This is a genomic window from [Ruminococcus] torques ATCC 27756, from assembly GCF_000153925.1.
Lineage (GTDB): Bacteria > Bacillota > Clostridia > Lachnospirales > Lachnospiraceae > Mediterraneibacter > Mediterraneibacter torques.
Map to the genome: position 1 here is coordinate 40,817 of NZ_DS264364.1, position 26,797 is coordinate 67,613.

18 protein-coding genes and 1 pseudogene are annotated in these 26,797 nt (G+C 44.0%); 17 read left to right on the plus strand and 2 right to left on the minus strand.

Annotated elements, in window-relative coordinates:
* Positions 1-2: 2 nt before the first annotated feature.
* From RUMTOR_RS09200 to guaA, 4 genes and pseudogenes are all read left to right on the plus strand, one after another.
* Positions 3-650, plus strand: coding sequence for a Crp/Fnr family transcriptional regulator (locus RUMTOR_RS09200; protein WP_004847365.1), 648 nt, complete (start codon positions 3-5; stop codon positions 648-650).
* Positions 651-1,318: 668 nt separating this feature from the next.
* Positions 1,319-1,639: pseudogene (locus tag RUMTOR_RS12940) on the plus strand (putative heavy metal-binding protein).
* A 37-nt stretch (positions 1,640-1,676) separates the two neighbouring features.
* Positions 1,677-2,624: a P1 family peptidase gene (locus RUMTOR_RS09210; RefSeq protein WP_004847370.1), complete on the plus strand. Its 948-nt coding sequence runs from the start codon at positions 1,677-1,679 to the stop codon at positions 2,622-2,624.
* A 93-nt stretch (positions 2,625-2,717) separates the two neighbouring features.
* On the plus strand, positions 2,718-4,010 hold the full coding sequence (gene guaA / locus RUMTOR_RS09215; RefSeq protein WP_004847372.1) for a glutamine-hydrolyzing GMP synthase: 1,293 nt from the start codon (positions 2,718-2,720) through the stop codon (positions 4,008-4,010).
* A gap of 198 nt (positions 4,011-4,208) precedes the next feature.
* Here the strand turns inward: guaA and RUMTOR_RS09220 are convergent, their stop codons facing one another.
* Positions 4,209-4,976 (minus strand): GNAT family N-acetyltransferase, encoded by a 768-nt coding sequence (locus RUMTOR_RS09220; RefSeq protein WP_004847374.1) that lies wholly within the window; start codon positions 4,974-4,976, stop codon positions 4,209-4,211.
* A gap of 315 nt (positions 4,977-5,291) precedes the next feature.
* Between RUMTOR_RS09220 and RUMTOR_RS09225 the strand changes: the two genes are divergently transcribed.
* The 7 genes from RUMTOR_RS09225 (at position 5,292) to RUMTOR_RS09255 (ending at position 14,148) form a co-directional block, all read left to right on the plus strand.
* Positions 5,292-5,837: a GNAT family N-acetyltransferase gene (locus RUMTOR_RS09225; RefSeq protein ID WP_009242437.1), complete on the plus strand. Its 546-nt coding sequence runs from the start codon at positions 5,292-5,294 to the stop codon at positions 5,835-5,837.
* Positions 5,838-6,002: 165 nt separating this feature from the next.
* Positions 6,003-7,271 (plus strand): endonuclease Q family protein, encoded by a 1,269-nt coding sequence (locus RUMTOR_RS09230; RefSeq protein ID WP_004847378.1) that lies wholly within the window; start codon positions 6,003-6,005, stop codon positions 7,269-7,271.
* Positions 7,272-7,310: 39 nt separating this feature from the next.
* Entirely contained in the window at positions 7,311-8,150 is an 840-nt protein-coding gene (locus RUMTOR_RS09235) for a CvfB family protein (RefSeq protein ID WP_004847381.1), read from the plus strand.
* A gap of 31 nt (positions 8,151-8,181) precedes the next feature.
* Complete coding sequence (locus RUMTOR_RS09240) at positions 8,182-11,655, plus strand: DNA polymerase III subunit alpha (RefSeq protein WP_004847385.1); 3,474 nt, start codon at positions 8,182-8,184, stop codon at positions 11,653-11,655.
* Positions 11,656-11,745: 90 nt separating this feature from the next.
* Complete coding sequence (pfkA, locus tag RUMTOR_RS09245; RefSeq protein ID WP_004847387.1) at positions 11,746-12,756, plus strand: 6-phosphofructokinase; 1,011 nt, start codon at positions 11,746-11,748, stop codon at positions 12,754-12,756.
* A gap of 74 nt (positions 12,757-12,830) precedes the next feature.
* Positions 12,831-13,658, plus strand: a complete 828-nt coding sequence (murI, locus tag RUMTOR_RS09250; RefSeq protein ID WP_009242435.1) for a glutamate racemase — start codon at positions 12,831-12,833, stop codon at positions 13,656-13,658.
* 4 nt (positions 13,659-13,662) lie between these two features.
* The gene (locus RUMTOR_RS09255; protein WP_004847393.1) at positions 13,663-14,148 is read left to right on the plus strand and encodes a YwiB family protein; all 486 of its coding nucleotides are present in this window, start codon (positions 13,663-13,665) and stop codon (positions 14,146-14,148) included.
* Between the two features lie 75 nt (positions 14,149-14,223).
* Here RUMTOR_RS09255 and RUMTOR_RS09260 read toward each other — a convergent pair whose 3' ends face one another.
* The gene (locus tag RUMTOR_RS09260; RefSeq protein ID WP_004847395.1) at positions 14,224-14,655 is read right to left on the minus strand and encodes a hypothetical protein; all 432 of its coding nucleotides are present in this window, start codon (positions 14,653-14,655) and stop codon (positions 14,224-14,226) included.
* Positions 14,656-14,824: 169 nt separating this feature from the next.
* Here RUMTOR_RS09260 and cls point away from each other — a divergent pair, with 169 nt between their 5' ends.
* The 6 genes from cls to RUMTOR_RS09290 all read left to right on the plus strand — a co-directional run bounded on the left by cls (position 14,825) and on the right by RUMTOR_RS09290 (position 26,688).
* The gene (cls, locus tag RUMTOR_RS09265; RefSeq protein WP_004847397.1) at positions 14,825-16,300 is read left to right on the plus strand and encodes a cardiolipin synthase; all 1,476 of its coding nucleotides are present in this window, start codon (positions 14,825-14,827) and stop codon (positions 16,298-16,300) included.
* 141 nt (positions 16,301-16,441) lie between these two features.
* Positions 16,442-17,464, plus strand: coding sequence for a trigger factor (gene tig / locus RUMTOR_RS09270; protein WP_004847399.1), 1,023 nt, complete (start codon positions 16,442-16,444; stop codon positions 17,462-17,464).
* A 209-nt stretch (positions 17,465-17,673) separates the two neighbouring features.
* Positions 17,674-18,549 (plus strand): aldose 1-epimerase family protein, encoded by an 876-nt coding sequence (locus RUMTOR_RS09275; RefSeq protein ID WP_004847403.1) that lies wholly within the window; start codon positions 17,674-17,676, stop codon positions 18,547-18,549.
* 91 nt (positions 18,550-18,640) lie between these two features.
* Positions 18,641-19,417, plus strand: coding sequence for a type III pantothenate kinase (locus RUMTOR_RS09280; protein WP_004847405.1), 777 nt, complete (start codon positions 18,641-18,643; stop codon positions 19,415-19,417).
* Positions 19,414-20,373: a tRNA dihydrouridine synthase DusB gene (gene dusB / locus RUMTOR_RS09285; RefSeq protein WP_004847407.1), complete on the plus strand. Its 960-nt coding sequence runs from the start codon at positions 19,414-19,416 to the stop codon at positions 20,371-20,373. The genes RUMTOR_RS09280 and dusB overlap by 4 nt, the downstream gene beginning before the upstream one ends.
* 249 nt (positions 20,374-20,622) lie before the next feature.
* Complete coding sequence (locus tag RUMTOR_RS09290) at positions 20,623-26,688, plus strand: discoidin domain-containing protein (RefSeq protein ID WP_004847408.1); 6,066 nt, start codon at positions 20,623-20,625, stop codon at positions 26,686-26,688.
* Positions 26,689-26,797: the final 109 nt, after the last annotated feature.

Sequence of the window (26,797 nt, forward strand, 5' to 3'; positions counted from 1 at the left end):
ATATGAAATTATCCGATATGCAGCTATTCCGTGGGTTAGAAGAAGATGACATCTCCTCGCTTTTAAGCTGTTTGAATAGTGTAAAACGCAATTATAAAAAAGGAGAAGTAATTCTTTCAGAAGGGAGTATTATAGAGAATATCGGCATTGTGCTGTCAGGCATGGCAATGATATCTTGTAACGATATTTGGGGGAATACCGGCATTTTAGGAAGTGTTGCGCCTGGTTCTGTATTTGCTGAGGTATATGCCTGTATTCCGGGACAGCCGATGCTGGTTACAGTGTCTGCCGTGGAAGATACCTCTGTGTTGTTTATGAATGTGGGACGTGTTCTGACTACCTGCACAAACGCCTGCCCTTTTCATACAAACCTTGCACGAAATCTACTGACTGTCTGTGCTCATAAAAGTCTGCAACTTTCACAAAGGATTTTGCACACCAGTTCCAAATCCATACGAGGACGATTGATGTCTTATTTTTCAGAATGCGCAAAACATGCCGGAAGTAATTCTTTTCTGATTCCATATAACCGTCAGCAGTTAGCAGATTACTTGAATGTTGACCGCAGTACTATGTGCAACGAGCTTTCTAAAATGCAGAAAGATGGCATGATTGAATACAAAAAAAATCGTATTTTGCTCAAAGACTGAGATTTAAGGAATGGTATGAATTTGAATAGGGATTGATTTTTTAAGCAAAATCGCTTATGATCTGAAATAGAATATAGTGCTATTATCCACAGTTACAGAGCAAGTGTTATCAACACCGATAACAAAATGATAACATTAGCCTGTATAGGCAGGATAATATGGATAAATCAAATAATCAAAAGAACTGTAAACACGACAGAGAATAATCTCTAAACAAAATTGATTAGTAATTGTCGAGTTTGAATAACGGACAGAACCCCGGAAATGCTGATAAAATGGGCATTTCCGGGGTTGTTTTATGGTTTTTGGCCCTAAAATGGCTCTAATTCTAGTAAGAAAAAATGCTATAACTTTTTTGAGTTGAGTAACATAGGCTTCAGAGATACCTAACTGAAATGCAATGTCTTTTTGTTTCATTCCCTCTGCCAATGTTCATGTGCGGTAAAGTATCACACAAGAAATTGAAAGATAGACACCCCTCTATTTCGTAAAAATTTGGGGGAATTTAATTTTAGTAACCAGGCAGGATTTCCTGCCAGGAAACGATTGTATCTTAAAATGATTTTTGCTATGATATAAATAATAAATTTGTAACGCATTTTGCAACAATCAACAGAAAGCTTCTACTTTCACAGTACCCTATAAAAGGAAGAAACGGAGGAATGGGAATGATAGTGACAACGACAGTGTCTGTAGAAGGAAGAAGAATTACGGAATATAAGGGAATTGTATTTGGAGAAGTCATATCTGGCGTAAATTTCGTGCGCGATGTTGCGGCTTCTTTCAGCAACTTTTTCGGCGGAAGATCAGGAAGCTATGAGGAAGAGCTTGTTTAGGCGAGACAGAACGCCCTGAAGGAGATGGAACAGCGTGCGGCAGATTTGGGGGCCAATGCGGTTGTAGGCGTTGATATCGATTATGAGGTGCTCGGTGCAGGTAACGGAATGCTTATGGTAACGGCAAGCGGAACGGCAGTGGTTGCCGAATAGCTTCGGGTGTGAACAGAAAGGGTGAGAGGGAAATTTGATGGACAGATTTATAAGGGAAATCGCAATTACAGAGATAGATGGCGTATCCATAGGACATGCGCAGGATAATGAAGCAAAGACAGGCGCAAGCGTATTGTACTTTAAACGGGGCGCACAGGCAGGCTGCGACATCAGCGGGGGAGGTCCGGCGTCGAGAGAAACGCCGCTTACAGACAGCATGACGGCAGATAATCCGCTGAACGCTGTCGTGTTGTCAGGAGGAAGCGCATATGGTCTGGCGGCTTCGGACGGTGTGATGCGCTGTCTGGAGGAGCAGGGGATTGGATACGACACGGGATTTTCCAAAATACCTCTTGTATGTCAGTCCTGCATTTTTGACTTGGGATACGGAAGAAGCGATATCCGTCCGGATGCGGATATGGGATATGAGGCCTGTAGAAAGGCGATGGAAGGCTGCGATGTATCGATGGGAAATGTCGGAGCAGGAACGGGAGCCAGCGTAGGAAAGCTGTTTGGAATGGAACGGGCGACAAAGTCCGGTCTGGGTATCTATGCGCTTCAGGCAGGGGAGCTGAAAATAGCGGCTGTCGTAGTCGTTAATGCATTCGGAGATGTTTTTGATCCGGAGAACGGACAAAAGATAGCAGGCCTTATGGATGCGGAAAGAACGAAATTTGTGGATTTGGAAGAGGCGTTTGTAGAAATGATGACGACGCCTCAGGATTTATTTCATACAAATACGACGATCGGCTGCATCGTGTGCAATGCACGTTTTGATAAGGCAAAGCTGAATAAAATTGCTTCTATGGCAAGAAATGCGTATGCGAGATGCATCAATCCGGTTGGAACTATGGCTGACGGAGACAGCATCTATGCCTGCAGTGTGGGAGAGGTAGAAAGCGATGTAAATGTAGCCGGAACACTGGCGGCAAGGGCGATGCAGCAGGCGATAAAAAAGAGCTGTGACAGCGTCCGCAGTGGATGATAGAGAATATTTGAAATATTGCTTGCGAAACTAAAGGAAAATCAGTAAAATAAAAATGTTGGAAATAATCTGACCAGTTAAAAGGAGAGACAAATGAAGCAGGATATGATTGTTATTTTGGATCTGGGAAGTACAGAGAATACGGTACTCGCCCGGGAGATTCGTGAACTTGGCGTATACAGCGAGATTCATCCTCATGATATTACAGAGGAAGAAATAAAGGCTCTTGACAATGTAAAAGGAATTATTTTAAATGGCGGAGAAAACCGTGTGGTAGATGGAAAAGAAGTGGAAGTAAGACCAGAGCTTTATACATGGGGCTATCCGGTAATTTCCGTAGACTATCCTGCATCCAGATGCGACGTTCGTTTTGACAGCCTGCCGGATCAGGAGACGTTGAAAAAGTTCGTATTTGATGAATGTAAGGCAGAAGCAAACTGGAACATGAAGAACTTTATTGAAGATCAGGTAGAGCTGATCCGCAGACAGGTAGGAGACAGAAAGGTTCTTTTGGCGCTGTCAGGCGGCGTAGATTCTTCCGTAGTTGCAGCGATGCTGATTAAGGCGATAGGACAGCAGCTCGTCTGCGTACATGTAAATCATGGTCTGATGCGGAAAAATGAATCTGAAAGCGTTGTAGAGGTATTCCGCAACCAGCTTCATGCAAATCTGATTTATGTAGACGCTACAGAGCGTTTCCTTGGAAAGCTGGAAAATGTATCTGATCCGGAAGAGAAGAGAAAGATTATCGGCGGAGAATTTATCCGTGTTTTCGAGGAAGAAGCGAGAAAACTGGAAGGAATCGATTTCCTTGGACAGGGAACGATTTATCCGGACATTATCGAGAGCGGAACCAAGACTGCAAAGATGGTAAAATCTCACCACAATGTGGGAGGACTTCCGGAAGATTTGCAGTTTGAATTGGTAGAGCCGTTAAAGCAGCTCTTCAAGGACGAAGTTCGTGCCTGCGGTATTGAGCTTGGCCTGCCTGCTGAAATGGTTTACCGTCAGCCGTTCCCGGGTCCGGGACTTGGTGTTCGCTGCCTCGGCGCTATCACAAGAGATCGCCTGGAAGCTGTCCGTGAGTCAGATGCTATCCTGCGCGAGGAGTTCGCAAAGGCAGGACTGGACAAGAAAGTATGGCAGTATTTTACGGTAGTACCCGATTTCAAGTCTGTGGGAATGAAGAATCATGCAAGATGCTTTGAGTACATGGTAATCATCCGTGCAATCAATACCATCGACGCGATGACAGCCAGCATCGAGCACGTAGACTGGGAGATTCTCGACAGAATCACTAACAGAATCCTGGCAGAGGTCGAGAACGTAAACCGCGTGTGCTATGATATGAGCCCGAAGCCCCCGGCGACGATTGAATTCGAATAATATATTAGAGCCAAGAAATGCCTATTTTGCGGGCTTTCTTGGCTCTCTATGTCTAGTGACAATCAAATGACAATAATTTTGAAATTCTTCATCCGACATACGTTCATTTGAACGATGTTCAAACAGGAATTTTAGATATTATCCATTGCTCTTTTCTCCACGTCGCCGGCAGGATTAGAAACCGAATCTACAATAATCTTAATAATCCCATATTTCCAACGCCGTATAAGCGTGACTGTAATGATACCCTAATTTTTCTGCCAGTGCGGCGGATGCTTTGTTATGTGCATCCCAACTGGGATATAAGTTCCGCTTTAAGCATTCTAAGATCAGTTTTGCGGCGCATATGCAGGCAAAGCCGTTTCTCCGGTATTCTTTTCGTGTGTCAATTTCGATTTCGATGCCGTTTTGATATCTGGAGTAGGATGAAGCACCGGATATGATCAGCCCGTCTTTGGATATTACAACGCCTATTCCGAGACGGCGGTATTTTTCGTAAGTTGAAAATTGTGATACGAGATCTTTGCTCCATGCTTCTGATTTGCATAATTTGTAAAAGTGCGAGTCGATCATGGAAAGTGTATATTGTTTTGGCAGGGAAGCGACGATTTTTTCTAAATGATGTTTATTGAAAATAGGAGGTTCCTTTTTTGTTGCGTAGCGAGAAATTATTTTTGCTTTTTTACCGTAAAATTGAGTGAGCATGTTTTCCCAAAGTTTATTTTGAGGAACGGCGATCATAAAGTTTTGAGTACAGTGGGGCGGTCTATAAGCGATCAGTTCCGGGCATGGTTCGCCTGCGAAAAAGGTGAAATCCCCGATCACGGCCATAGCCGCAGTAGGGGCGGTGAGGTCGTTTGCATATATTTTCCCCATGATTCCCTGCAGGCATGACCAGATAAGGGTTTCTTCCCAGTGTCCAAATAAAGGTGAAATTTTGTTTGTGTCTTTTATTTCGTATATCATTGTTTCCTCTTGTTTCTCATTATTATAAGGAGCGGATCATTATAAGGTGTGGGCAGACTGTCAGGTGGAACAGTGGTATTAGGAGCTGTTTGCTGGAACGGTGGCTTTTCACAATACTGAAATGTGTCGTTTAGTGCTTCCGGTAATTATGTAGTGGCAGGTTTGAGTATAGTTTAATATGTTTGGTGTAAATAAGCAAACAGGAACGGAGGAAGAGAGTTCTTTTCCTTGAATTTCCTCAGACAGTATACTACAATTTAAAAAGAAGATCTGCTGCTGTGTTATATGACGGCAGAGAGTGCAGGAGTGTATGACATGAGAGATTTTGAGCAAAGTATTATAATAAATGAAAAAATAAAGCTTGAAGAAAGATTCGAGTTCCGAACTATATTCTCTGAGGAAGCTGTGCAGGCTGCGTCTGTCGAAAGAGTATGTTTCCCTCCTAACGAGGCGTGTACCGAAGAGATGATGAAGCAGCGGGCTCTTAAGATTCGGGAATTGTTTTTTGTGGCGGTTGACAGAAAAAGCGGTGAAGTGGCAGGTTTTTTGAATGGTCTGGCAACGGACGGGGATTGTTTGAAAGATGAATTTTTCAGGAATGCAGACTTGCATGATCCGACAGGTGATAACGTGATGATACTCGGTCTTGCAGTTTTGCCGAAGTACCGGGGAATCGGAGTGGCATCAGAACTGATGCGGCGGTATTCCGGGATACAAAGGCAGCAGGGGAGATGTGCGTTGATCCTGACATGTCTTGACGCAAAAGTCGAGATGTACAAAAAGATGGGCTTTGAAGATGAAGGGATATCGGATTCATCTTGGGGCGGAGAACAATGGCATCAAATGCGGAAGGGATTATAAAATAAATGAATTAAAATGGTAACAGTTCAGCCCGCGCTATTCGTAAAACCGCACTGTGTGCTTATCATGGCTGATGCCACTGTTTTACTCATAGACGGACGCTGTATGGCTGAACTATTTACCTAAAATGCGGAAAATACCGCAAAATCAGATCGGGGAGATAAAATGTATATTGCAGATTTTCATATCCATTCCCGCTATTCTTATGCGACGAGCAAGACATGTACGCTGGAATATCTTGATTTATGGGCAAGGAGAAAAGGAATTCATATTGTTGGGACAGGTGATTTTACACATCCGGCATGGCGGGCGGAGTTAAAAGAAAAGCTGGCTCCTGCGGAAGATGGATTATATATATTGAAAGAAGAATACAGACTTTATGATGAAGCGGACGGGAAAAAAATCGACGCATACGGGCGTGGACAAAAAGAGATGATTCCGCGTTTTATTATAAGTGGGGAAATCAGTTCGGTGTATAAAAAAGAAGGACGTTCCCGGAAGGTGCACAGTCTACTTCTCCTTCCGGATTTTGAGGCGGCAGAGCGGATCGCGGATCGTCTTTCACAGATTGGAAATATCTGTTCGGACGGTCGGCCGACACTTCGGCTTGACTGTCGGGACCTTCTTGAACTGGCGCTTGACGAGTGTGGGAATTCGATTTATATTCCGGCTCATATATGGACGCCGCATTTTTCGGTATTCGGAGAGTTTTCGGGATTTGAAACGCCCGATGAGTGTTTCGGCGATATGACTTCCTATGTATATGCTATGGAGACGGGACTTTCGTCAGATCCGTTGATGAACCGAAGAGTATCTGTATTGGATGATTATCGGCTTATTTCTAATTCGGACGCTCATTCTCCGGGAAATTTAGGTCGGGAAGCGACTCTTTTTGATGTGGAACTTTCTTACAGAGGCATTGCAGAGGCGATTCGGACGGGAAACGGTTTGTGCGGAACGATTGAATTTTTCCCTCAGGAAGGAAAGTATCATTTGGATGGACATCGAAAATGCGGAGTTTGTTTTACTCCTGCGGAGACGAAAGCACATGGAGGAGTATGTCCTGTATGCGGGCGCGCGGTGACGGTAGGAGTGGCTCACAGAATCGAGGAGATGGCAGACAGATCGGAAGAGGAGGCGAAGTCTGCGGCGGGGAAAGAACCGTTTGAGAGTCTGATCCCGCTTAAGGAAGTGATTGCCATGGCAAATGGATTTGCTGTGAAAGGGAAACGTACAGAACGAGAGTATATGCGGCTTCTTGTGCAGCTTGGTCCTGAATTTGAAGTGCTGCGAAAGATACCTGTAGAACAGATCAGCCGGACGGCAGGGGAACAGACGGGATGTCTGGTTGACAAACTTCGGAAAGGGAAGATAAAATGGAACTCCGGATTTGACGGAGAGTATGGAACAATCGATCCGGGTGTGATACAATAAATAGAAAGTTTTGTTTCAGAACAATAAAGGAGAAAATGTATGAAACTGGGAGAAAAACAAGTTCTGACTGTTGTGAAGATCGTTGATTTCGGCGTATATCTGGGCAACGACGAAGAGAGGGTGCTTCTGCCTAAAAAGCAGGTGCCGCAAGGGATAGAAGTCGGAGATCCGATAGAGGTGTTTTTATATAAAGATTCATCAGATCGTATGATAGCAACTACGAATGAACCGAAGCTTACGATCGGAAAGACGGCTGTGCTTGAAGTGACGGATGTTGGAAGGATCGGAGCATTTTTGGATTGGGGATTGGAAAAAGAACTTCTGCTTCCGTTCAAAGAACAGACGGAAAGAGTAGAAAAAGGCGATCGATGTCTCGTTAGTCTTTATATAGATAAGAGCGGCAGACTGTGTGCGACGATGAAAGTGTATCAGCTTCTTCGTACTGATTCACCGTACAAAAAAGACGATATGGTCAGCGGAACAGTGTATGAATTAAGTCGGGATTTCGGCGTGTTTGTCGCTGTGGACGATCAGTATTCGGCGATGATCCCGAAGCGGGAAGTTTACGGGAAGATGTATATCGGTCAGCGCATTGAAGCGAGGGTGACGGCTGTGAAGCCGGACGGAAAGCTTGATCTGAGCATACGCGGGAAGATACCGGAACAGATGGATGCGGATGCGGATAAGGTGTTTGGACGTATTGAAAAGAATGGCGGCATGCTTCCGTTTACAGATAAGGCGGATCCGGAGAGGATTAAGTCGGAGATGGGGATGAGTAAAGCGGCGTTTAAACGTGCGGTCGGAAGACTTCTGAAACAAGGAAAGATACAGATCGACAACGAGGTGGGAAAGATTTTTGCGGTAAACAAGAACAGATAGACCTTTTGCGGGTCGGCTTACGAGGTGAAAGATGAGTTTTGCACATTTGCATGTCCATACAGAATACAGTCTTCTGGATGGTTCTAACAAGATAAAAGAATATGTTGCAAGAGTGAAAGAGCTTGGGATGAACAGTGCGGCGATCACCGATCACGGAGTAATGTACGGAGTGATTGATTTTTACAGAGAGGCGAAAAGTCAGGGAATTAATCCGATCTTGGGGTGTGAAGTTTATGTCGCGCCGAATTCCCGTTTTGACAGAGAAGTGACCGGAGGAGAAGACAGGTATTATCACCTTGTACTTCTTGCGGAAAATAACGAAGGTTATGCCAATCTTATGAAAATCGTATCAAAAGGCTTTGTCGAGGGATACTATTACAAACCCCGTGTAGATAAAGAACTTCTCAGAAAATATCACAGCGGCATTATCGCGCTGAGCGCCTGCCTGGCAGGCGAGGTGTCGAGATATCTGATGAAAGGCTTATATGACGAAGCGAAGAAAGCTGCGTTGGAGTACAGAGATATCTTTGGAAAAGATCATTTTTATTTAGAACTGCAGGATCACGGTCTGCCTGATCAGGGTCTTGTAAATCAACAGCTTTTGAAAATGTCCCGGGAAACTGGGATCGAACTTGTGGCGACGAATGATGTGCATTATACTTATGCGAAAGACGAAAAAGCGCATGATATCCTTTTGTGTATCCAGACAGGGAAAAGGCTGGCGGATGAGAACAGGATGAGATATGAAGGCGGACAGTATTACATCAAGTCTGAAGAAGAGATGAAAAGTCTTTTTCCGTATGCGCTTCAGGCGCTTGAAAATACGCAGAAGATTGCGGACCGCTGTTTAGTGGAGATTGAGTTCGGGGTAACAAAGCTTCCCAAATATGACGTCCCGGACGGATATACATCGTGGGAATACTTACGGAAACTGTGTTACGAAGGACTTGAGAAACGCTATGCAGAACGGGCGGATGAACTTCGGGAACGGCTTGATTATGAATTGGGCACGATCAAAAATATGGGGTATGTAGACTATTTCCTGATCGTGTGGGATTTTATAAAATATGCGAAAGATCATGGGATCGCAGTCGGACCGGGCCGGGGGTCTGCAGCGGGAAGTATTGTTTCCTACTGCCTGGGAATTACGACGATCGACCCGATCAGATATCAGCTTTTGTTCGAGCGTTTTTTAAATCCCGAACGTGTTTCTATGCCCGATATCGACGTTGACTTTTGTTATGAACGCAGACAGGAAGTGATCGATTATGTTGTGGGAAAATACGGAAAAGACAGAGTGGTTCAGATCGTGACATTCGGAACGCTGGCGGCAAGAGGTGTGATTCGAGATGTGGGGCGTGTGATGGATATGCCGTATGCTTTTGTCGATTCGATTGCGAAGATGATACCGCAGGAGCCGAAGATGACGATTGAAAAAGCGTTGAAGGTAAATCCTGAACTGCGCAAGATGTGTGAAGATGATGAGGAAGTAAAATATCTTATCGAGATGGCGAAAAGACTGGAAGGACTTCCGAGACATAGTTCTATGCATGCGGCCGGAGTCGTGATCAGTCAGAAGTCTGTTGACGAATATGTGCCGTTGTCGAGAGCGGCGGACGGCTCGGTGACGACCCAGTTTACGATGACGACACTGGAACAGCTCGGACTTTTGAAAATGGATTTTCTGGGACTTCGTACGTTGACGGTTATACAAAATGCGGTTCTTATGGCGAGAAAAAAAGATCCTTCGGTAAATATGGACACGCTGGATTATGATGATAAAAAAGTGCTTGAATATATCGGGACCGGAAAAACAGACGGCATCTTCCAGTTGGAAAGCGCGGGAATGAAAAGCTTTATGAAAGAGCTGAAACCGAACAGTCTGGAAGATATGATCGCCGGAATCTCTCTATATCGCCCCGGTCCGATGGATTTTATTCCGCAGTACATCAAAGGGAAAAACGACGCCTCTTCAATTTCATATGACTGCCCGCAGTTAGAGCCGATCCTGAATTCGACATACGGCTGTATCGTTTATCAGGAACAGGTCATGCAGATCGTTCGCGACCTTGCGGGATATTCCCTCGGAAGAAGCGATCTTTTGAGGCGCGCCATGTCAAAGAAAAAAGGCGAAGAGATGAAACGGGAACGGCAGATTTTCCTGTACGGTGACGAGGCTTCCGGTATTCCGGGATGTGTAAAAAACGGAATTGACGAGCAGGTTGCGAATAAGATTTATGATGAGATGCTTGACTTTGCAAACTATGCGTTTAATAAGTCGCATGCGGCCGCATATGCGGTTGTGGCATATCAGACTGCGTGGCTGAAATATTATTATCCTGTTGAATATATGGCGGCTCTTATGACATCGGTGATAGACAATCCGTCGAAAGTAGCTGAATATATTTATGCAAGCCGGCAGATGGGCATTCAGATCCTTCCTCCTGACATTAATAACGGAGAAGCGGATTTTTCGGTTGACGAAGGGAATATAAGATACGGGCTGTCTGCGATCAAAAGTGTCGGGAGACCGGTTGTTAGGGCGATGCTCGAAGAACGCAGGACATTTGGTCCATATAAAAATCTTGAAGATTTTATTACCCGTGTTTCATCGAAAGAAGGACTGAACAAGAGAACTATTGAAAATCTGATCAAAGCAGGGGCGTTGGATACTTTAGGCGGAACCCGAAAACAATTCATGAGTATTTATATTCAGATCATGGATCATGTGAATCAGGAGAAAAAATATTCCATGTCCGGTCAAATGAGTTTGTTTGATCTTGTGGGAGAAGAAGAAAAGGCGGATTTTCAGATCAGAATGCCTGATGTAGGCGAGTATTCAAAAGAAAATAAGCTTGCGTTTGAAAAAGAGGTGCTCGGCGTTTATATAAGCGGTCATCCGCTTGAGGAGCACGAGGAGAGATGGCGGCGGATGATTTCGGCTACAACGGCAGATTTTCAGTTTGACGAGGAGCTGAATAGAACGAAGGTGCATGACGGAGAAAAGTCGGTTGTCGGAGGGATGATCGTTGACAAGACGGTCAAGTACACAAAGACGAATCAGGTGATGGCGTTCCTTACGCTGGAAGATTTGCTCGGCACTGTGGAAGTTGTTATTTTTCCGAGAGATTACGAGAAAAATCGTCAATGGCTTGAAATAAACGAGAAAGTGTTTATCAGCGGAAGGGTTTCGGAAGAAGACGAGAAGGCAAGTAAGCTGATCTGTGAGAAAGTGATCCCCTTTGAGAGGACAAAACGAGAATTGTGGATTCAATTTCCGGATAAAGAGACGTTTCTTGATGAAGAACAGATCGTTTACGGATACCTGGCAGATTCGGAAGGCGAAGACGAGGTTATTATATATTGCGCAAAAGAACGGGCAGTGAAACGACTGCCGAAAAACCGGAATATTCAGATCAATGAGCAGGTTTTAAGCAGGTTAATGAACCATTTCGGTGAAAGTCGGGTAAAAGTGGTTGAAAAAGCTATTGAAAACCACTTCTAAATAATGTAGAATAATTTTCGACTATTGTTAAAAAAATTACAATGAATAAATATTATTAATAGCGACACTTTGCAGAAAGGTGGAAAAATCATGGCAGAGAATCAAAAAGAAAAGTACTTAGAGGAGATTGAAGATCAGATCCGTACAATCGGAGTTCTTACAAGCGGCGGTGATGCGCCGGGTATGAACGCGGCTATTCGTGCAGTCGTAAGAACGGCGCTTTCAAGAGGACTGAAAGTGCGTGGTATCAGAAGAGGATTTCACGGACTTTTGAAGGAGGAGATCATTGATCTTTCAGCGCGCGATGTGTCTGAGAAGATCCAGCGCGGAGGTACGTTCCTTCAGACGGCGCGTTGTAAATCTATGCGTACGGAAGAAGGACAGCAGAAAGCGGCTGCAATCTGTAAAAAATACGGTATCGACGGACTTGTAGTTATCGGAGGAGACGGTTCTTTTGCCGGAGCTCAGAAACTTGCGAACCTCGGCGTAAATACGATCGGCATTCCGGGAACGATCGATCTTGATATTGCCTGCACAGATTACACGATCGGATTTGATACTGCTGTAAATACGGCGATGGAAGCGATCGATAAAGTACGTGATACTTCGACGTCTCATGAAAGATGCAGCATCATCGAAGTTATGGGGCGTGACGCGGGATATCTTGCTTTGTGGTGCGGTATTGCCAATGGAGCAGAACGTATCCTTATGCCGGAAGAGCATGACTTTGACGAGCAGGAGATCATTGATGATATTTTGAAAAATAAAAAACGCGGTAAGAAAAATTACATTATCATCAATGCGGAAGGTATCGGCGATTCGATCAACATGGCAAAGAGAATCGAGGCGGCGACGGGTATTGAGACGAGAGCGACTATTCTCGGACATATGCAGCGTGGAGGAAGCCCGACATGTAAAGACAGAGTATATGCTTCGATCATGGGATCTATGGCAGTTGATCTTCTTTGTCAGGGAAAAACAAACCGTGTAGTAGGATATAAGAACGGCGAGTATGTAGACTATGATATCGAAGAAGCTCTGGCTATGAAAAAAACAGTATCCGAGTATCAGTACGAAGTGGCAAAAACACTTGCACTGTAAGAAAAAACAGACATATATTTCTAAAAACATGCCGGTATAAATTTATACCGGCTGTTTGCACGATGGAGGGAATCATGCAAATGGACTGCAAAAAGACCGCGCCTGTCGGAGTTTTTGATTCCGGAGTGGGCGGACTTACGGTTGCGAGGGAGATTTCCCGGCAGCTTCCGAATGAAAATATCGTATACTTTGGAGACACGGCAAGAGTTCCGTACGGAAGTAAGTCGCAGAATACAATCATCCGTTTTTCAGAGCAGATTATACGCTTTTTGAAAACAAAGCAGGTAAAAGCGATCGTTATTGCCTGTAATACGGCGAGCGCTTTGGCGCTGGATGCCGTGAGAGATGAATTTGATATCCCTATCATGGGTGTTGTGATCCCGGGCGCAAGAGCGGCTGTAGAGACAACCCGGAATCAGAAAGTCGGAGTTATAGGAACGGATGCGACTGTACAGAGCGGAATGTACACGAAAGTCATCCAAAGCATGGCTCCGGATATTGAAGTGATCGAAAAGGCATGTCCGCTGTTTGTTCCGCTGGTGGAAGAAGGGTTTAAGGAACATGTTGTTACAGAAGAAGTGATCGAATATTATTTGGAGTCAATGCGGCACACACAGATTGACGCTATGATTTTGGGGTGCACCCACTACCCTCTTCTTAGATCTAAGATCCGCGATTATCTCGGAGAGGAGATCAAGATTGTGAATCCGGCATATGAAACGGCTATGGATCTGAAAAAGCTTTTGTATGAAAAAGAAATGGCAAATGACGGGACAGATGCACAGCACAGTGTATACTCCTTTTATGTAAGTGATGCGGCGGAAAAATTCCGCAGATTCGCAAATACAGTAATGCCGTTTGACGTGCCGACAACGAATGTAGTGAATATTGAGGAGTATTAGATTGATGACAAAAGATGTATTAGTCAGCATTTCGGGGAAACATATCGATATTATGGACGATCCTGCAAGGGGATATGAAGTCGGAGAAGATGGGATTGAAGTTGTGACTCCGGCAAATTATTACTGCCGGAATGGAAAACATTATATTCTCTATGATGAAGTTCTTGAAGGAATGGCAGGCACGATTAAAAATAAGATCAAGATCACGGGAACGGACTGTCTTGAAATTATGAAAAGCGGAGTTACTTCCTCTCATATGGTATTTGAAAAAAATAAAAAAAATCTGACATATTATAAGACACCTTATGGTCAGATGCTGGTAGGCGTAAATACAAAAAATATGGAGATCAGCGTAGACGAAGATCAGATCGGCGTTAAAGTCGCTTATGAATTAGATGTAAATCACGAACCTATGGCAGACTGTCGCATTAATATGAGCATTGTGCCGCGAAACAGTAAAGGGGTCTCCATGCAGCTGGATATCCGGTAGGAAAGAAAAATAACAAAAAACAGACGCAGCAGAAAAGGAATATTCCTTCGTGACGTCTGTTTTTTTGCTTTTTAATTATTTTTTGAAAAATCCTTTTTTCTTTTCAGGCTGTTCGATAGAACCGCCGCGTACGCTTTTGATCTCTGTTATGTAGAGTCCGCTTACAACCGCTTTGACTTCTTTTTTCACCGGAAGAACTTCAAACACTTTGTTCTCGCACATAAGAGTCATGATCTTTGCGCCGATCTTTGCTTTTACGACCGGAACTTTTGTACGGCGAAGATACTTCGGCGTATTGTCTACGACCATCTGCGGAAGTCCCGCTTCTTTTAATCTTAGTTTCTTTTTATCGATGATGAGCATGCTGACAACTTGTGCCGCCGCTGCCATCTGCTCCTGCTGTTCCGCCTGTTTTTTCTCGGCCTTCTTTCCGAAAATGTAAAGACCGACGAGCACCCCGATCAATATCACGAGAATGACGATCATCACAATGGTGAATGTACTCATGACAACTCCTCCTAAATCCTACTGTATAATGTTATTTTCCGCATTTACGCAAATATCATTGTAACATTGTTTTTTGTGTAGTGCAAGTAAAAAGGGGTTTACTTTTGAGTAGGTGAACGAGTATACTGTTATAGTACATGAAAGTACATAAAAAGGAGTTATATTATTTATGGCAGAAATGATTTGGAACGCAGCGGTGAGTGTCTATAATTTTATTATGGATAATATTGTTCTGATCAATATTTTCCTTGCGCTGGTCATCGTCTTTTTTCAGCGCAGATCCCCGCAGACTGTTTGGACATGGCTGCTTTTGCTTTATTTTATACCGATCCTCGGATTTGTTATGTATTTGATCATCGGACAGGATTTCCACAAGAGCAGGATGTTTAAAGCAAAAGAGATCGAAGGTGAACTAAAATATGCAGTCCGGCGGCAGGAGGAGACGATTTATTATAAACGGCTTCGCATGGCGAATCCGGAGATGTCAAGGTTTAAAGATCTGATTCTTTATAATCTGGAAGCCGGGGAAGCGGTTCTGACAGATAATAACGATATTCGCGTTTATACGGACGGAAAAGAGAAGTTCCGTGCGCTTATAGAAGAGATGAAGCAGGCGAAGAGATATATCCACATGCAGTATTACATTATCCGCAACGATGAATTGTGGCAGGAAGTAGAGAAGGTACTTATTCAAAAAGCGAGAGAAGGCGTGGAAGTTCGTGTCCTTTTTGACAGTATGGGATGCAGAACGATGAAAAACCGTGACTGGGAGCGCCTCGAAAAAGAAGGAATTCAAGTTGCGGAATTCTTCCCGGCGCTGCTTGGGCAGCTGCAGCTTCGTGTGAATTACCGGAATCACAGAAAAATCGTTGTTATTGACGGAAGAGTCGGTTTTGTAGGAGGATTTAACGTCGGAAGAGAGTATCTCGGACGGGATAAGAAATTCGGTTATTGGCGGGATACCCATCTGTGTATCGAAGGCGCGGCGGTAACGTCGCTGGCAGTCCGGTTTGTTCTCGATTGGAATTATGCGGCGAAAGAAAACTTGTTTTTAGAAGATTCATTGTTTGAAATTCCGCAATATACGAGAAACGGAAGAGATCCGGTGCAGATCATATCAAGCGGACCGGACTCGAAAACGAAGATGATCCACGACAATTACTTACGACTTATTCATAGGGCACAGGATCATGTCTATATCCAGACGCCGTACTTTATACCGGACGATTCGATCTTGGACGCTTTGAAAATCGCCGCAAAATCAGGCGTTGATGTGCGGATCATGATACCGTGCAAGCCGGATCATCCGTTTGTTTACTGGGCGACTTACTCTTATATCGGAGAGATGGTTGCCGCCGGAGCAAAATGCTATGTGTACAACAACGGATTTCTTCACGCTAAGACATTGAGTATCGACGGCATGGTCGCATGTGTCGGAACGGCAAATATGGACTTTCGGAGTTTTGGGTTGAATTTTGAGGTGAACGCAGTGATTTACAGCGAGCGTACAGTACAAAGATTGGAACGTGCGTTTGAAAACGATATGACGCTGTGTACGCAGGTGACAAGGAAAGTATATGATGAAAGAGGACTTGTCATAAAAGCGAAAGAACAGTTTTCGCGCTTGCTTTCCCCGCTTTTGTAAAAGGATGATAAAGGAAAGATCAGGCGTATATAGATGGAACTCGTACGTGAAAATCAAAAAAACGTACGGCAAATATGCATGCAGTAAAAATAAATATAAATAAAAGACGCGTATAAAACGCGGACAAAAAAGGAGATTATTATGAAAAAAAGAATTGTATCAATGATGCTTGCGGCAATGGTGGCTCTTTCCGTTGTAGGATGCGGAAGTAAAACATTGTCAAACGACTATGTAACGGTAAAGCAGTATAAAGGTCTTGAAGTTGCACAGGTAGAAAAGGTTGAAGTGACAGATGAGCAGGTTGAGCAGTCTGTTCAGGCAAACTTAAATGCGGCGGCAGAAAAAGAGCCGATCAAAGATCGTGCGGCGGAAAAAGGCGATTGGGTAAACATTGACTATACAGGATATATCGATGATGTGGCATTTGAAGGGGGAACAGCGACGGGATCCGATCTGGAGCTCGGAAGCGGAAGCTTTATCGGAGCAGAGGGCGGTTATGCCGGATTTGAAGATCAGATCATCGGACACAGTACAGGAGAAGAATTCGATATAGAAGTGAAGTTTTCGGATTCTTATCCGGGAACAGATGTGGCAGGAAAAGTTGCACGTTTCCACATCGTATTGAATGAAATTTACAAACAAAACATTCCGGAATTGACAGACGAGTGGGTGGCAAGCAACAGCAAGACGGCAAAAACAGCGGACGAATACCGCAAAGAAGTCCGTAAACAGATTGAAAGCAGCGCGGAGACAGCAAATGAGACAACATTAAAATCAGAGATCCAGGAAGCGCTTCTCGAAGAGATCGATGTGAAAAAATATCCGAAAGACGCTGTGGAAGAACAGAAAAAGCAGATGACAGATTACTATACACAGATGGCAGGATTATACGGAATTGAATTGTCTGAGTTCATCACGACATATCTGCAGATGACAGAAGATGAGTTTAATTCAAAAGTAAAAGAAAGCGCACAGCAGACAGCGGCGTTTGACGAGGCAATTAAACTGATCGCGGAAAAGCAGAAACTTGAGCCGTCAGAAAAAGAATACAAAAGAAAAATTCAAAGAATATGCAGAGCAGGCGGGAGCCGATGTGGATGCTTATGTAGAACAGGTTGGAGAAGATGTGCTGAAAGCTGCGATTTTAAGAGACGCTGTGCTTGATTACCTTGTGGATAATTGTGTTCAGGTAGAAAATTCAGACAGTGATGCCGACAGTAATTCAAATAACAAGGAAGACAGCAGTAAATAAGATCTGTGCCGGATGCCGGTAAATGAGATATGTGAAGGCAGGACATGCGCTGCCTGAACCGGATGTGGATCGGGCAGTGTAAAAGCAAAAGAAAGTATTCAGGGAAAAGGAGACAGAGGCAATGAAAATGGAAAACGAACGGCTCTGTATTGAGATTTCAGAGCATGGGGCTGAGGTTACCCGTATATATGATAAAAAGAAAGAGACGGAACTTCTGTGGGAGGGAAATCCCACGTATTGGAAAAGACATTCCCCGATCCTTTTCCCGAACGTAGGAAAAACCTATAAAAATAAAGTAAAGATTAACGGAATATCTTATCCGACGTCAGGACACGGATTCGCAAGGGATAACGATTTTAAATGCATCTGTACAAAGCCCGATAAGGCAGCGTTTTTGTTCTCATCAGGGGAAGAAACAAAAGAAGTATATCCCTTTGATTTTGAACTGATCGTTACATATATTCTCAAAGAAAACAGCCTGATCGTGAAATGGGAAGTGCACAATACCGGAGACGACGATATGTATTTTACGATCGGTGGGCATCCGGCTTTCCGTTTTCAAAAAGCGGATGAGAAAAAGACGGATTATAAGTTGAGATTTCCGGATAAAAAGGCACTTGAATATATTCTGGTAGATCTCTCCGAATGTGTAGCCGATCCCGGCACAGTGTACAAGCTGGAGCTGGAAGATGGATTCTGCGCTTTGAATGAGGAAATGTTTGAACACGACGCACTGATTTTTGACGGCGGTCAGTTTGACGAAGTATGGCTCTGTCACAAAGGTGGAGAACCATATGTAGGCATGAAATGTAAAGGATTTCCGAATTTCGGCATTTGGTCTGTGAAAGACGCTCCTTTCGTCTGTCTTGAACCGTGGATGGGACGGTGCGACGATGTCGGCTTTGACAAAGAACTTTCGGAAAAACCATATATCAATAAAGTGAAGCCGGGAGAGAGCTTTGAACAAAGTTATGAAATATTGACGGCAGAATGTTGATCGGCCGATCAGATAAAATCGAAAATATATATTGAATATATTTTTGGAAAATACCGATGAAAAGATTCGGTACAGCGGGAGGAAGAAGACAATGCTTCTTACGATTGATATAGGAAATACAAATATTACAATGGGTGTGTTCGAGGAAGAGTTCCTGCTCGGTATGTTCCGTATGACGACAAAACGGGCGAGGACATCAGACGAATACGGATTCACCATATGCGGAATACTGGAGCACAGAGGAATCGACTCAAAGCAGATCGATTCGGTGATCGTTGCGTCGGTTGTCCCCGACATTATGCACTCTTTTACAAGCGGTATTATCAAATATTTAGGAACGGAACCGATGATCGTATCTTCTCAGACAGATACAGGAGTTCGTGTTGTGACTGAAAATCCGACGCGGACAGGACCGGACAGAATCGTCAATGCGGCAGCGGGGTATGCTATTGCAGGAGGACCTGCGATCGTGGTTGATTTCGGAACGGCTACGACGTATGATTTGATAGGTCCTGAATGTACGCTTGAAGCATGTGTGATCGCCCCGGGCATTGAAACGGCAGGACGTTCTCTGTGGGACGGAGCGGCGATGCTTCCGGCGATTCAGATCCGAAGACCGGAATCCGTGCTTGCATCGGAGACGATTAGCGGAATGCAGGCAGGACTTGTATACGGAGCGATCGGACAGACGGAATATATAGTAAAAAAAATGAAAGAAGAGTCGGGATATAAAAATGCCTATGTGATTGCCACAGGCGGGCTGGGTAAAATTATCGCCGATGAAACAGAATGCATAGATCTGTATGATCCACAGCTTACACTGAACGGCTTGCGAATGATTCATGAGAAAGTGCAGAAAAAAAGATGAAGAAGCTGAAAATAGGAAATGTAGAATTGGAAAACCGATACCTATTAGGACCTATGGCAGGGGTGACAGACCTGCCTTTTCGTTTGCTGTGCAAGGAACAGGGAGCGGGTCTTTTAGGGATGGAAATGGTTAGTGCAAAAGCAATTTTGTATCAAAATAAAAATACAGAGAAACTCATGGAAATACATCCAGAAGAGCAGCCGGTATCTTTGCAGTTGTTTGGTTCTGATCCGAAGATTATGAGCGAGATGGCGAAAAGAATTGAAGAACGTCCTTTTGCGATTCTCGATATCAATATGGGGTGTCCGGTACCGAAAGTTGTAAAAAACGGGGAGGGGTCTGCTTTGATGAAAAACCCCTCTCTTGTTTATGAGATTGTAAACGCGATCGTTAAAGCAATAGAGAAGCCCGTTACGGTAAAAATCCGAAAAGGGTTCGACGATGCGCATGTAAATGCAGTCGAAGTCGCAAGAGCGGCGGAAGAAGCGGGAGCGTCGGCGGTTGCGGTTCACGGAAGGACGAGAGAGCAGTATTATAGCGGAGAGGCGGACTGGGACATTATCAGGCAGGTGAAAGAGGCGGTTTCCATTCCTGTAATCGGAAACGGCGATGTCACTACACCGGAAAAAGCAGAAGAACTTGTTCAAACGACAGGATGCGACGGAATTATGATCGCAAGAGGCGCACAGGGAAACCCGTGGATCTTTTCGGAAATGATCGGCAAGGAAAAAAACGGAGTAACTCCGCCCAGACCTGATAAAGAGGCAATACGGAATATGATCCTCAGGCATTCAAAGCTTCAGATTCAGTATCGCGGAGAATTTGCGGGAATGCGGGAGATGCGCAAACATGTAGCCTGGTACACGAAAGGACTGACAGGAGCGGCAGATCTCCGGCGCAGAGTAAATGAGACAGAGACATTAGATGAACTGATGATGTTATTGGAAGAACTATGAAAATCTGCACAAAAAATATCCTTTAATATGTGAAGCGGCAAGATAAAAATAGTAAAAATGCCAAAAAGCAAAAACGACCTTACAAAAATGTTACGGTAATCTATACAAAATAAACAAAGTTTTGTATAATTTATATATTACGCATAGTAACATGGAGAAAAAGGTCGTTTTTCTTTATTTCGTTTCATGGAATATGCGTGAAAATTCAGAACGAAGGAGTGCTCCGGAACTATAGGGGCGAAAAAGTTTATGAAAAATCTCAAGTGGAAGAAAGCAGGTTCGGCAGTTCTTGCTACAGCTTTGGCAGGAAGCATGGTGTTGCCGGCAACAGCCTACGCACAGGGTGAGATCGTTCAACTGGAAGGGGGAACTTCGACGCAGACAAACACAGCGCCGGAGCAGGTGTTCCTTAACAAATACAGCGGAACGGTCAGAACGCAGAACTTCAACGATAACTGGAAGTTCTATTTAGGAGACGCAAGCGGAGCGCAGACTCCGGCATTTGACGACTCCTCATGGGATCAGGTGAACCTGCCGCATGATTACAGTATCGACCAGAAATATTCACAGAAGATGGAGGCGGAAAGCGGATATCTTCCGGGCGGTACAGGATGGTACAGAAAAAACTTTACTGTAGACGAGAGCCTGAAAGGTAAGAGAATCAGTATCGACTTCGGCGGCGTTTACATGAATGCAACTATTTATGTAAACGGTAAAAAGCTTGGTACACATCCGAACGGATACACACCATTCTCTTTCGATATTACAGATAATGTGAAGTTCGGAAAAGAAAACGTGATTGCCGTTAAAGTAGATCACCAGACACCGTCAAGCCGTTTTTACTCAGGAAGCGGTATTTACAGAGACGTAGACTTTGTTGTAACCGATACAGTTCATGTAGATAAGAACGGAACAAAGATTGAGACACCGGATCTGAAAGATCATGCAGATGGAAACAATGTTGCGGTAAAAGTAAAAACAACTGTTGTAAATGAATCCGAGAACAATGCATCTGTAAAAGTAAAACATACGATCTATCCGAAAAACGGAACGGCAGAGCAGGCGGTTGGGACATTTGAGACGGAAGTTGCGACTGTGGACAAAGGTAAATCAAAAGATGTACAGGCAGATTTTACTGTATCAGGCGTAAAGCTTTGGAGTACGACAACTCCAAATCTCTATACTGTGAAAACAGAAGTCCTTATGGACGGTACTACAGTTGATACATACGAGACAGATTATGGATTCCGTTATTTTGATTTCAATAATAATACAGGATTCTCTTTGAATGGTCAGAAGATGAAACTTCAGGGAGTATGTATGCATCATGATCAGGGCGCGCTTGGTTCGGTTGCAAATGACCGCTCTACAGAGCGTCAGGTAGAGATATTGAAAATGATGGGATGTAACTCTATCCGTGTGACACATAATCCGGCGTCAGACGAATTGATCGATGCATGTAATAAACACGGAATCTTAGTGATCGACGAGGCGTTTGACGGATGGGTAGCTCCGAAAAACAGTAACTCGAACGATTATTCTAAGTGGTTTAATAAAAAGATTGAAGACGGCAACGAGATCATGGGCGCTGCAGAGAACATGACATGGGCGCAGTTTGATCTTACAGCAATGATCGAGCGTGGTCAGAACGATCCGGCGATTATTATGTGGTCGCTTGGCAACGAGATGTGGGAAGGAACAGGCGGATACAGTGATGATTATAAGACTGCTCAGGACAACCTTGTGAAATGGGCAAAGGCGGCAGACACTACACGCCCTGTTACAACCGGAGATAATAAGCTGAAAAGTAATGAGACAGGTGCTATTACCCTTGGTCAGGAATTACAGAAAGCCGGTGGAATACATGGTATGAACTACTCTCAGGAGTGGAAAAATCATGCAGGAAAGACTCATTACGATATGATTCATGAAGCTTATCCTGAATGGTGTATGTATGGCTCTGAGACTGCATCGGCAGTTAATAGCCGAGGCATTTATAAAGGAATGGGTAGTCAAACAGATTATGGCGATTATGATCTGACATCCTATGATACATCGGCAGTTGGTTGGGGCGCTACGGCAAGCAGCGCATGGTATGAAGTAATCAAGCGTGATTTTATTGCGGGAGAATATGTATGGACAGGATTTGACTATATCGGAGAACCGACGCCGTGGAATGGAACAGGACAAGGCAAACCGGGTAATGCGTCGAGATGGCCTGCACCGAAGAGCTCCTATTTTGGAATCGTTGATACTGCCGGACTTCCGAAAGACAGCTATTACTTCTATCAGAGTCAGTGGAATGACAGCGTGAATACACTTCATATTCTTCCGGCTTGGAATGAAGAAGTTGTATATAAGAAGAGTGGAAATGATGTTCCGGTAGTTGTATACAGCGATGCAAAAAAAGTAGAACTGTTCTTTACTCCGGCAAGCGGCGGTGAACAGAGATCGCTCGGTGCAAAAGAATTTACAGAAAAGAAGACGACGGCAGGATACACATATCAGATGTATGAAGGAACTGGAAAGAGCAATACAGAACATGAGAATCTGTACATGACATGGATGGTTCCATATGAAGCCGGAACAATTACCGCAAAAGCGTGGGATAAAGACGGTAAAGAAATTACAGAGAATCTTCAGGGACGAACATCAGTAACTACAGCAGGTGAAGCTAAAAAATTAAAAGTTGATGTTGATCGAACAAAAATTACAGCAAATGGAGAAGATCTTTCTTATTTGACAGTAAGTGTTACTGATGATAAAGGAAATCTTGTACCGAATGCGGATAATAAGGTGACGTTTGAAGTCAGCGGTGATGGTGTGCTTGCAGGCGTGGATAACGGAAGACCTGTAGATCATCAGTCTTACAGAGACGATAACAGAAAAGCATTCAGCGGTCAGCTTGTAGGAATCGTTCAGTCTACAAAATCTGCCGGAACAATCACTGTGAAAGTGAAAGCAGAAGGAATGGAAGATCAGACGGTAACGATTACAACAACACCGTCTTCTGACAGTTCAGAGAGCAAAAAGGCGATCAGCAGCGTAAAAATGTCGAAGAGTTATTATGTTAAAGTCGGCAATCAGCCGCAGCTTCCGGGACAGGTAGAAGTTGTACTGACAGACAAGACAAAAACGACAGGCACAGTGACATGGGAGAAAGCGACAGCAGAGCAGATCGGTCAGGCAGGTACGTTCAGCTTAACGGGAACTGTTTCTGTGGAAGGTGTTGAAAAAGCAGAGACGGTGTCAGTTAATGTCAATATGATTGATACAGTAGCAGCGCTTTTGAATTACTCGACAACAACATCAGTCGGAGTAGCGCCGAGTCTTCCGACATCAAGACCGGCAGTAATGGAAGACGGAACTGTTCTTACAGCCGCATTCCCGGTAAAATGGGAAGCTCCTGAAAAAGGATATGATGCAGAAGGAATCGTGAACGTAACAGGAACGGCAGATGTGTTTGGTGAATCTATGCCGGTTACAGCTACAGTTCGCGTTCAGGAAGCAGAATATACAGTAGGTAATAACGTTGCAAAAGAAGCGATGACATTGTCGCAGGATATCCCACAGGAGATGCAGTCTGATGATCTGGAAGCAATCCGTGATGGAAACAGAACAGTAGACGGAAATCAGGGCGGTAATACAAACTCTACAATGTGGAGTAACTATAAAAACAGCAAAGATGCCAAAGACAATGATGCTGATATTACATTCCAGTATGCGACACAGCAGATATTTAATCAGATTAAGATTTTCTTCAGATCTGACAGCCATGCAGCATCTTATCCAGCAGATAATACGACAAAAATATATGTTTCCGAAACAGGAGAAGAGGGAACTTGGACAGAAGTAACAGCAACAGAGTCACATCCAGAGGAACTCCCTGCGATTGGCGTCGTGGAATATACATATGATTTTGTTCCGACAAAGGCTGTATTTGTAAAAATCCATGTTGTAAATAATCCGGATGCAAGCGGAAAAGGCGGCGGATTTACATGTACGGGAATTGTAGAAGCAGAACTGTATCTTGCAAATCAGGCTGACTTTACAACAAACACAACAGCAAAACTTGAGAGTCTGAAGATCAACGAAACATCTGCTCCGGCAGAAGTACTTGCAGCAGGTGCAGGAAGTTGGGGAACGAAAGAAGTTGAAGCAAAAACCGTAGAAGCGGTTGGAGCAGACAATGCGGCAGTTACAGTTCTTCCGACATACGAAAATGCAGTACGCATTATTATCGAGTCAGAAGACCATAAGACAACAAATACGTTCGTTGTAAATTTGGACGCTGACGCAACAGATGATTCAAAAGATTACGATAAAGCAAAGATTACTTCAACGGTTGGAAGCGCACAATCCGGAAATGAAAAGGAGAAAGCGTTTGACGGCGATACGAATACATTGTGGCATACCCAGTGGAATAATACAAATCCGGCAGAAAGATGGATCGAGATGGAACTTGAGGATGTTCAGAATGTAATCGGTTTAAGATATCTTCCGAGACAGAATGGCGGACAAAACGGTATCGTTAAAACATATAAGATTGAAGTGAAAGCCGCAGAGGGAGACGAATGGAAAGAGGTAGCCGTTACAGAAGGAACAAAAGTGTGGGCAGTTGACAACACATGGAAGATGGCAAAATTCGAAACTCCGGTTCAGGCAAAATATATCCGCTTCAGTGGTGTAGAGACACATGATGACCAAGGCGGAAACAAGTGGATGAGTGCTGCTGAAATCAGAGTGAAAGTAACAAAAGAAGAAGTAGTGCCACCGACAGCAACAGAACTTTCATTGAAAGCACAGCCTACAAAGACGGCGTATGCAGTCGGCGAGAAATTTGATCCGGCAGGACTTGTTATTGGCGTGAAATATTCTGATGGAACAGAAAAAGAGGTCGCTTATGGACAGGATAACGCAGGAGAATTTACATTTAATCCGACACTTAGTACAGCTTTGACAAAAGATTATACAAAAGTAGAAGTTGGATATGCAGGTTTGAAATTAGATGTTAACATCACAGTATCTGAATCAGAACCAGTTATACCGGAAGCTCTTGAAGTTGTAAGCGCACCGGCAAAAACAGAGTATGAAGAAGGCGAAATGTTCAATCCGGCAGGACTTTCTGTAAAAATAAAATACAGTGACGGTTCTTATGGTGATGAAGTTGCATACGGAACAGCAAATGCGGATCAGTTTACATTTAACCCGACGCTTGATACAGCACTGAAAACAAGCGATGAAAAAGTGACTGTAACATATGCTGAGAAGACGGCAGATATCAAAATTAAAGTAAACAAAAAGACACCGGTAGTACCGGAGAACCCGACGGTAGAAAAAGTTGAGATTAAAGCAAATCCGGCTAAGACAGAGTATAAAGAAGGCGATAAATTCGATCCGACAGGACTTGTGCTTACAGTGAAATATGACAAAGGCGAAGATAAAGAAGTAGCTTACGGCGATGCAACAAAAGCAGACTTCACATTCATCCCAAGCCTTGACACAGCACTGAAAACAAGTGATGAGAAAGTAACAGTAACATATGCAGGCAAGACGGCAGAAATCGGTATTGAAGTGAAAGCTGACACACCGGTAGAGCCGGAAAAACCGACGGTAGACAAAATTGCCGTTAAGAAAGTGCCAGCTAAGACAACTTACAAAGCAGGAGAGACATTCGATCCGAGCGGACTTGTTCTTACAGTAACGATGTCAGACAAGACAACAAAAGAAGTTGCATACGGAAACGAAACAGCAAAAGATTTTGTATTTAACCCGACACTTGATACAGCACTTACAGAAGGTATGAACAAAGTTGATGTAACATATGCCGGCAAGACGGTAGACATCGGTATTGAAGTGAAAGCTGACACACCGGTAGAGCCGGAAAAACCAACGGTAGAAAAAGTTGAAATTAAAGCAAATCCGGCTAAGACAGAATACAAAGCAGGAGAGACATTCGATCCGACGGGAATGAGTCTTACAGTAACGATGTCAGACGGAACAACAAAAGTTGTTGCATACGGACCGGAGACGGCAAAAGATTTCTCCTTTAATCCGAGTCTTAATACAAAACTGACAGCGGATACGAAGAAAGTAACAGTAACATACGGCGGACAGTCGGCAGACGTAGCTGTATCGGTGAAAGCAGATCCGTCAGAGGATAAGAAACCGAATACAGAGAAACCGGACAAAGGCGGAGCGGTTCAGACAGGAGATAACTTTAACGTAACGCTGCTGATCGGACTTGTAGTTCTTGCAGGTGCGGTTGCAGGCGGAGCGGCTCTGACAATCTTCAAAAGAAACAAAAGAAAATAAGCCTTATCCGTAAATAGTACGGAAAAATGCAGGGCTGCCACTTAGTGGCGGCCCTGTTTGCATTGGAGCGGCAATGAACGAAAGACAGAAGGATCAAGACCTTGGAAAG

What these genes read in the sequence shown, in the direction of transcription:
- RUMTOR_RS09200 (WP_004847365.1), top strand. Translation starts at nt 3, where the DNA reads ATGAAATTATCCGATATGCAGCTATTCCGTGGGTTAGAAGAAGATGAC.
- RUMTOR_RS09210 (WP_004847370.1), top strand. Translation starts at nt 1,677, where the DNA reads ATGGACAGATTTATAAGGGAAATCGCAATTACAGAGATAGATGGCGTA.
- guaA (WP_004847372.1), top strand. Translation starts at nt 2,718, where the DNA reads ATGAAGCAGGATATGATTGTTATTTTGGATCTGGGAAGTACAGAGAAT.
- RUMTOR_RS09220 (WP_004847374.1), bottom strand. Translation starts at nt 4,976, where the DNA reads ATGATATACGAAATAAAAGACACAAACAAAATTTCACCTTTATTTGGA.
- RUMTOR_RS09225 (WP_009242437.1), top strand. Translation starts at nt 5,292, where the DNA reads ATGAGAGATTTTGAGCAAAGTATTATAATAAATGAAAAAATAAAGCTT.
- RUMTOR_RS09230 (WP_004847378.1), top strand. Translation starts at nt 6,003, where the DNA reads ATGTATATTGCAGATTTTCATATCCATTCCCGCTATTCTTATGCGACG.
- RUMTOR_RS09235 (WP_004847381.1), top strand. Translation starts at nt 7,311, where the DNA reads ATGAAACTGGGAGAAAAACAAGTTCTGACTGTTGTGAAGATCGTTGAT.
- RUMTOR_RS09240 (WP_004847385.1), top strand. Translation starts at nt 8,182, where the DNA reads ATGAGTTTTGCACATTTGCATGTCCATACAGAATACAGTCTTCTGGAT.
- pfkA (WP_004847387.1), top strand. Translation starts at nt 11,746, where the DNA reads ATGGCAGAGAATCAAAAAGAAAAGTACTTAGAGGAGATTGAAGATCAG.
- murI (WP_009242435.1), top strand. Translation starts at nt 12,831, where the DNA reads ATGCAAATGGACTGCAAAAAGACCGCGCCTGTCGGAGTTTTTGATTCC.
- RUMTOR_RS09255 (WP_004847393.1), top strand. Translation starts at nt 13,663, where the DNA reads ATGACAAAAGATGTATTAGTCAGCATTTCGGGGAAACATATCGATATT.
- RUMTOR_RS09260 (WP_004847395.1), bottom strand. Translation starts at nt 14,655, where the DNA reads ATGAGTACATTCACCATTGTGATGATCGTCATTCTCGTGATATTGATC.
- cls (WP_004847397.1), top strand. Translation starts at nt 14,825, where the DNA reads ATGGCAGAAATGATTTGGAACGCAGCGGTGAGTGTCTATAATTTTATT.
- tig (WP_004847399.1), top strand. Translation starts at nt 16,442, where the DNA reads ATGAAAAAAAGAATTGTATCAATGATGCTTGCGGCAATGGTGGCTCTT.
- RUMTOR_RS09275 (WP_004847403.1), top strand. Translation starts at nt 17,674, where the DNA reads ATGAAAATGGAAAACGAACGGCTCTGTATTGAGATTTCAGAGCATGGG.
- RUMTOR_RS09280 (WP_004847405.1), top strand. Translation starts at nt 18,641, where the DNA reads ATGCTTCTTACGATTGATATAGGAAATACAAATATTACAATGGGTGTG.
- dusB (WP_004847407.1), top strand. Translation starts at nt 19,414, where the DNA reads ATGAAGAAGCTGAAAATAGGAAATGTAGAATTGGAAAACCGATACCTA.
- RUMTOR_RS09290 (WP_004847408.1), top strand. Translation starts at nt 20,623, where the DNA reads ATGAAAAATCTCAAGTGGAAGAAAGCAGGTTCGGCAGTTCTTGCTACA.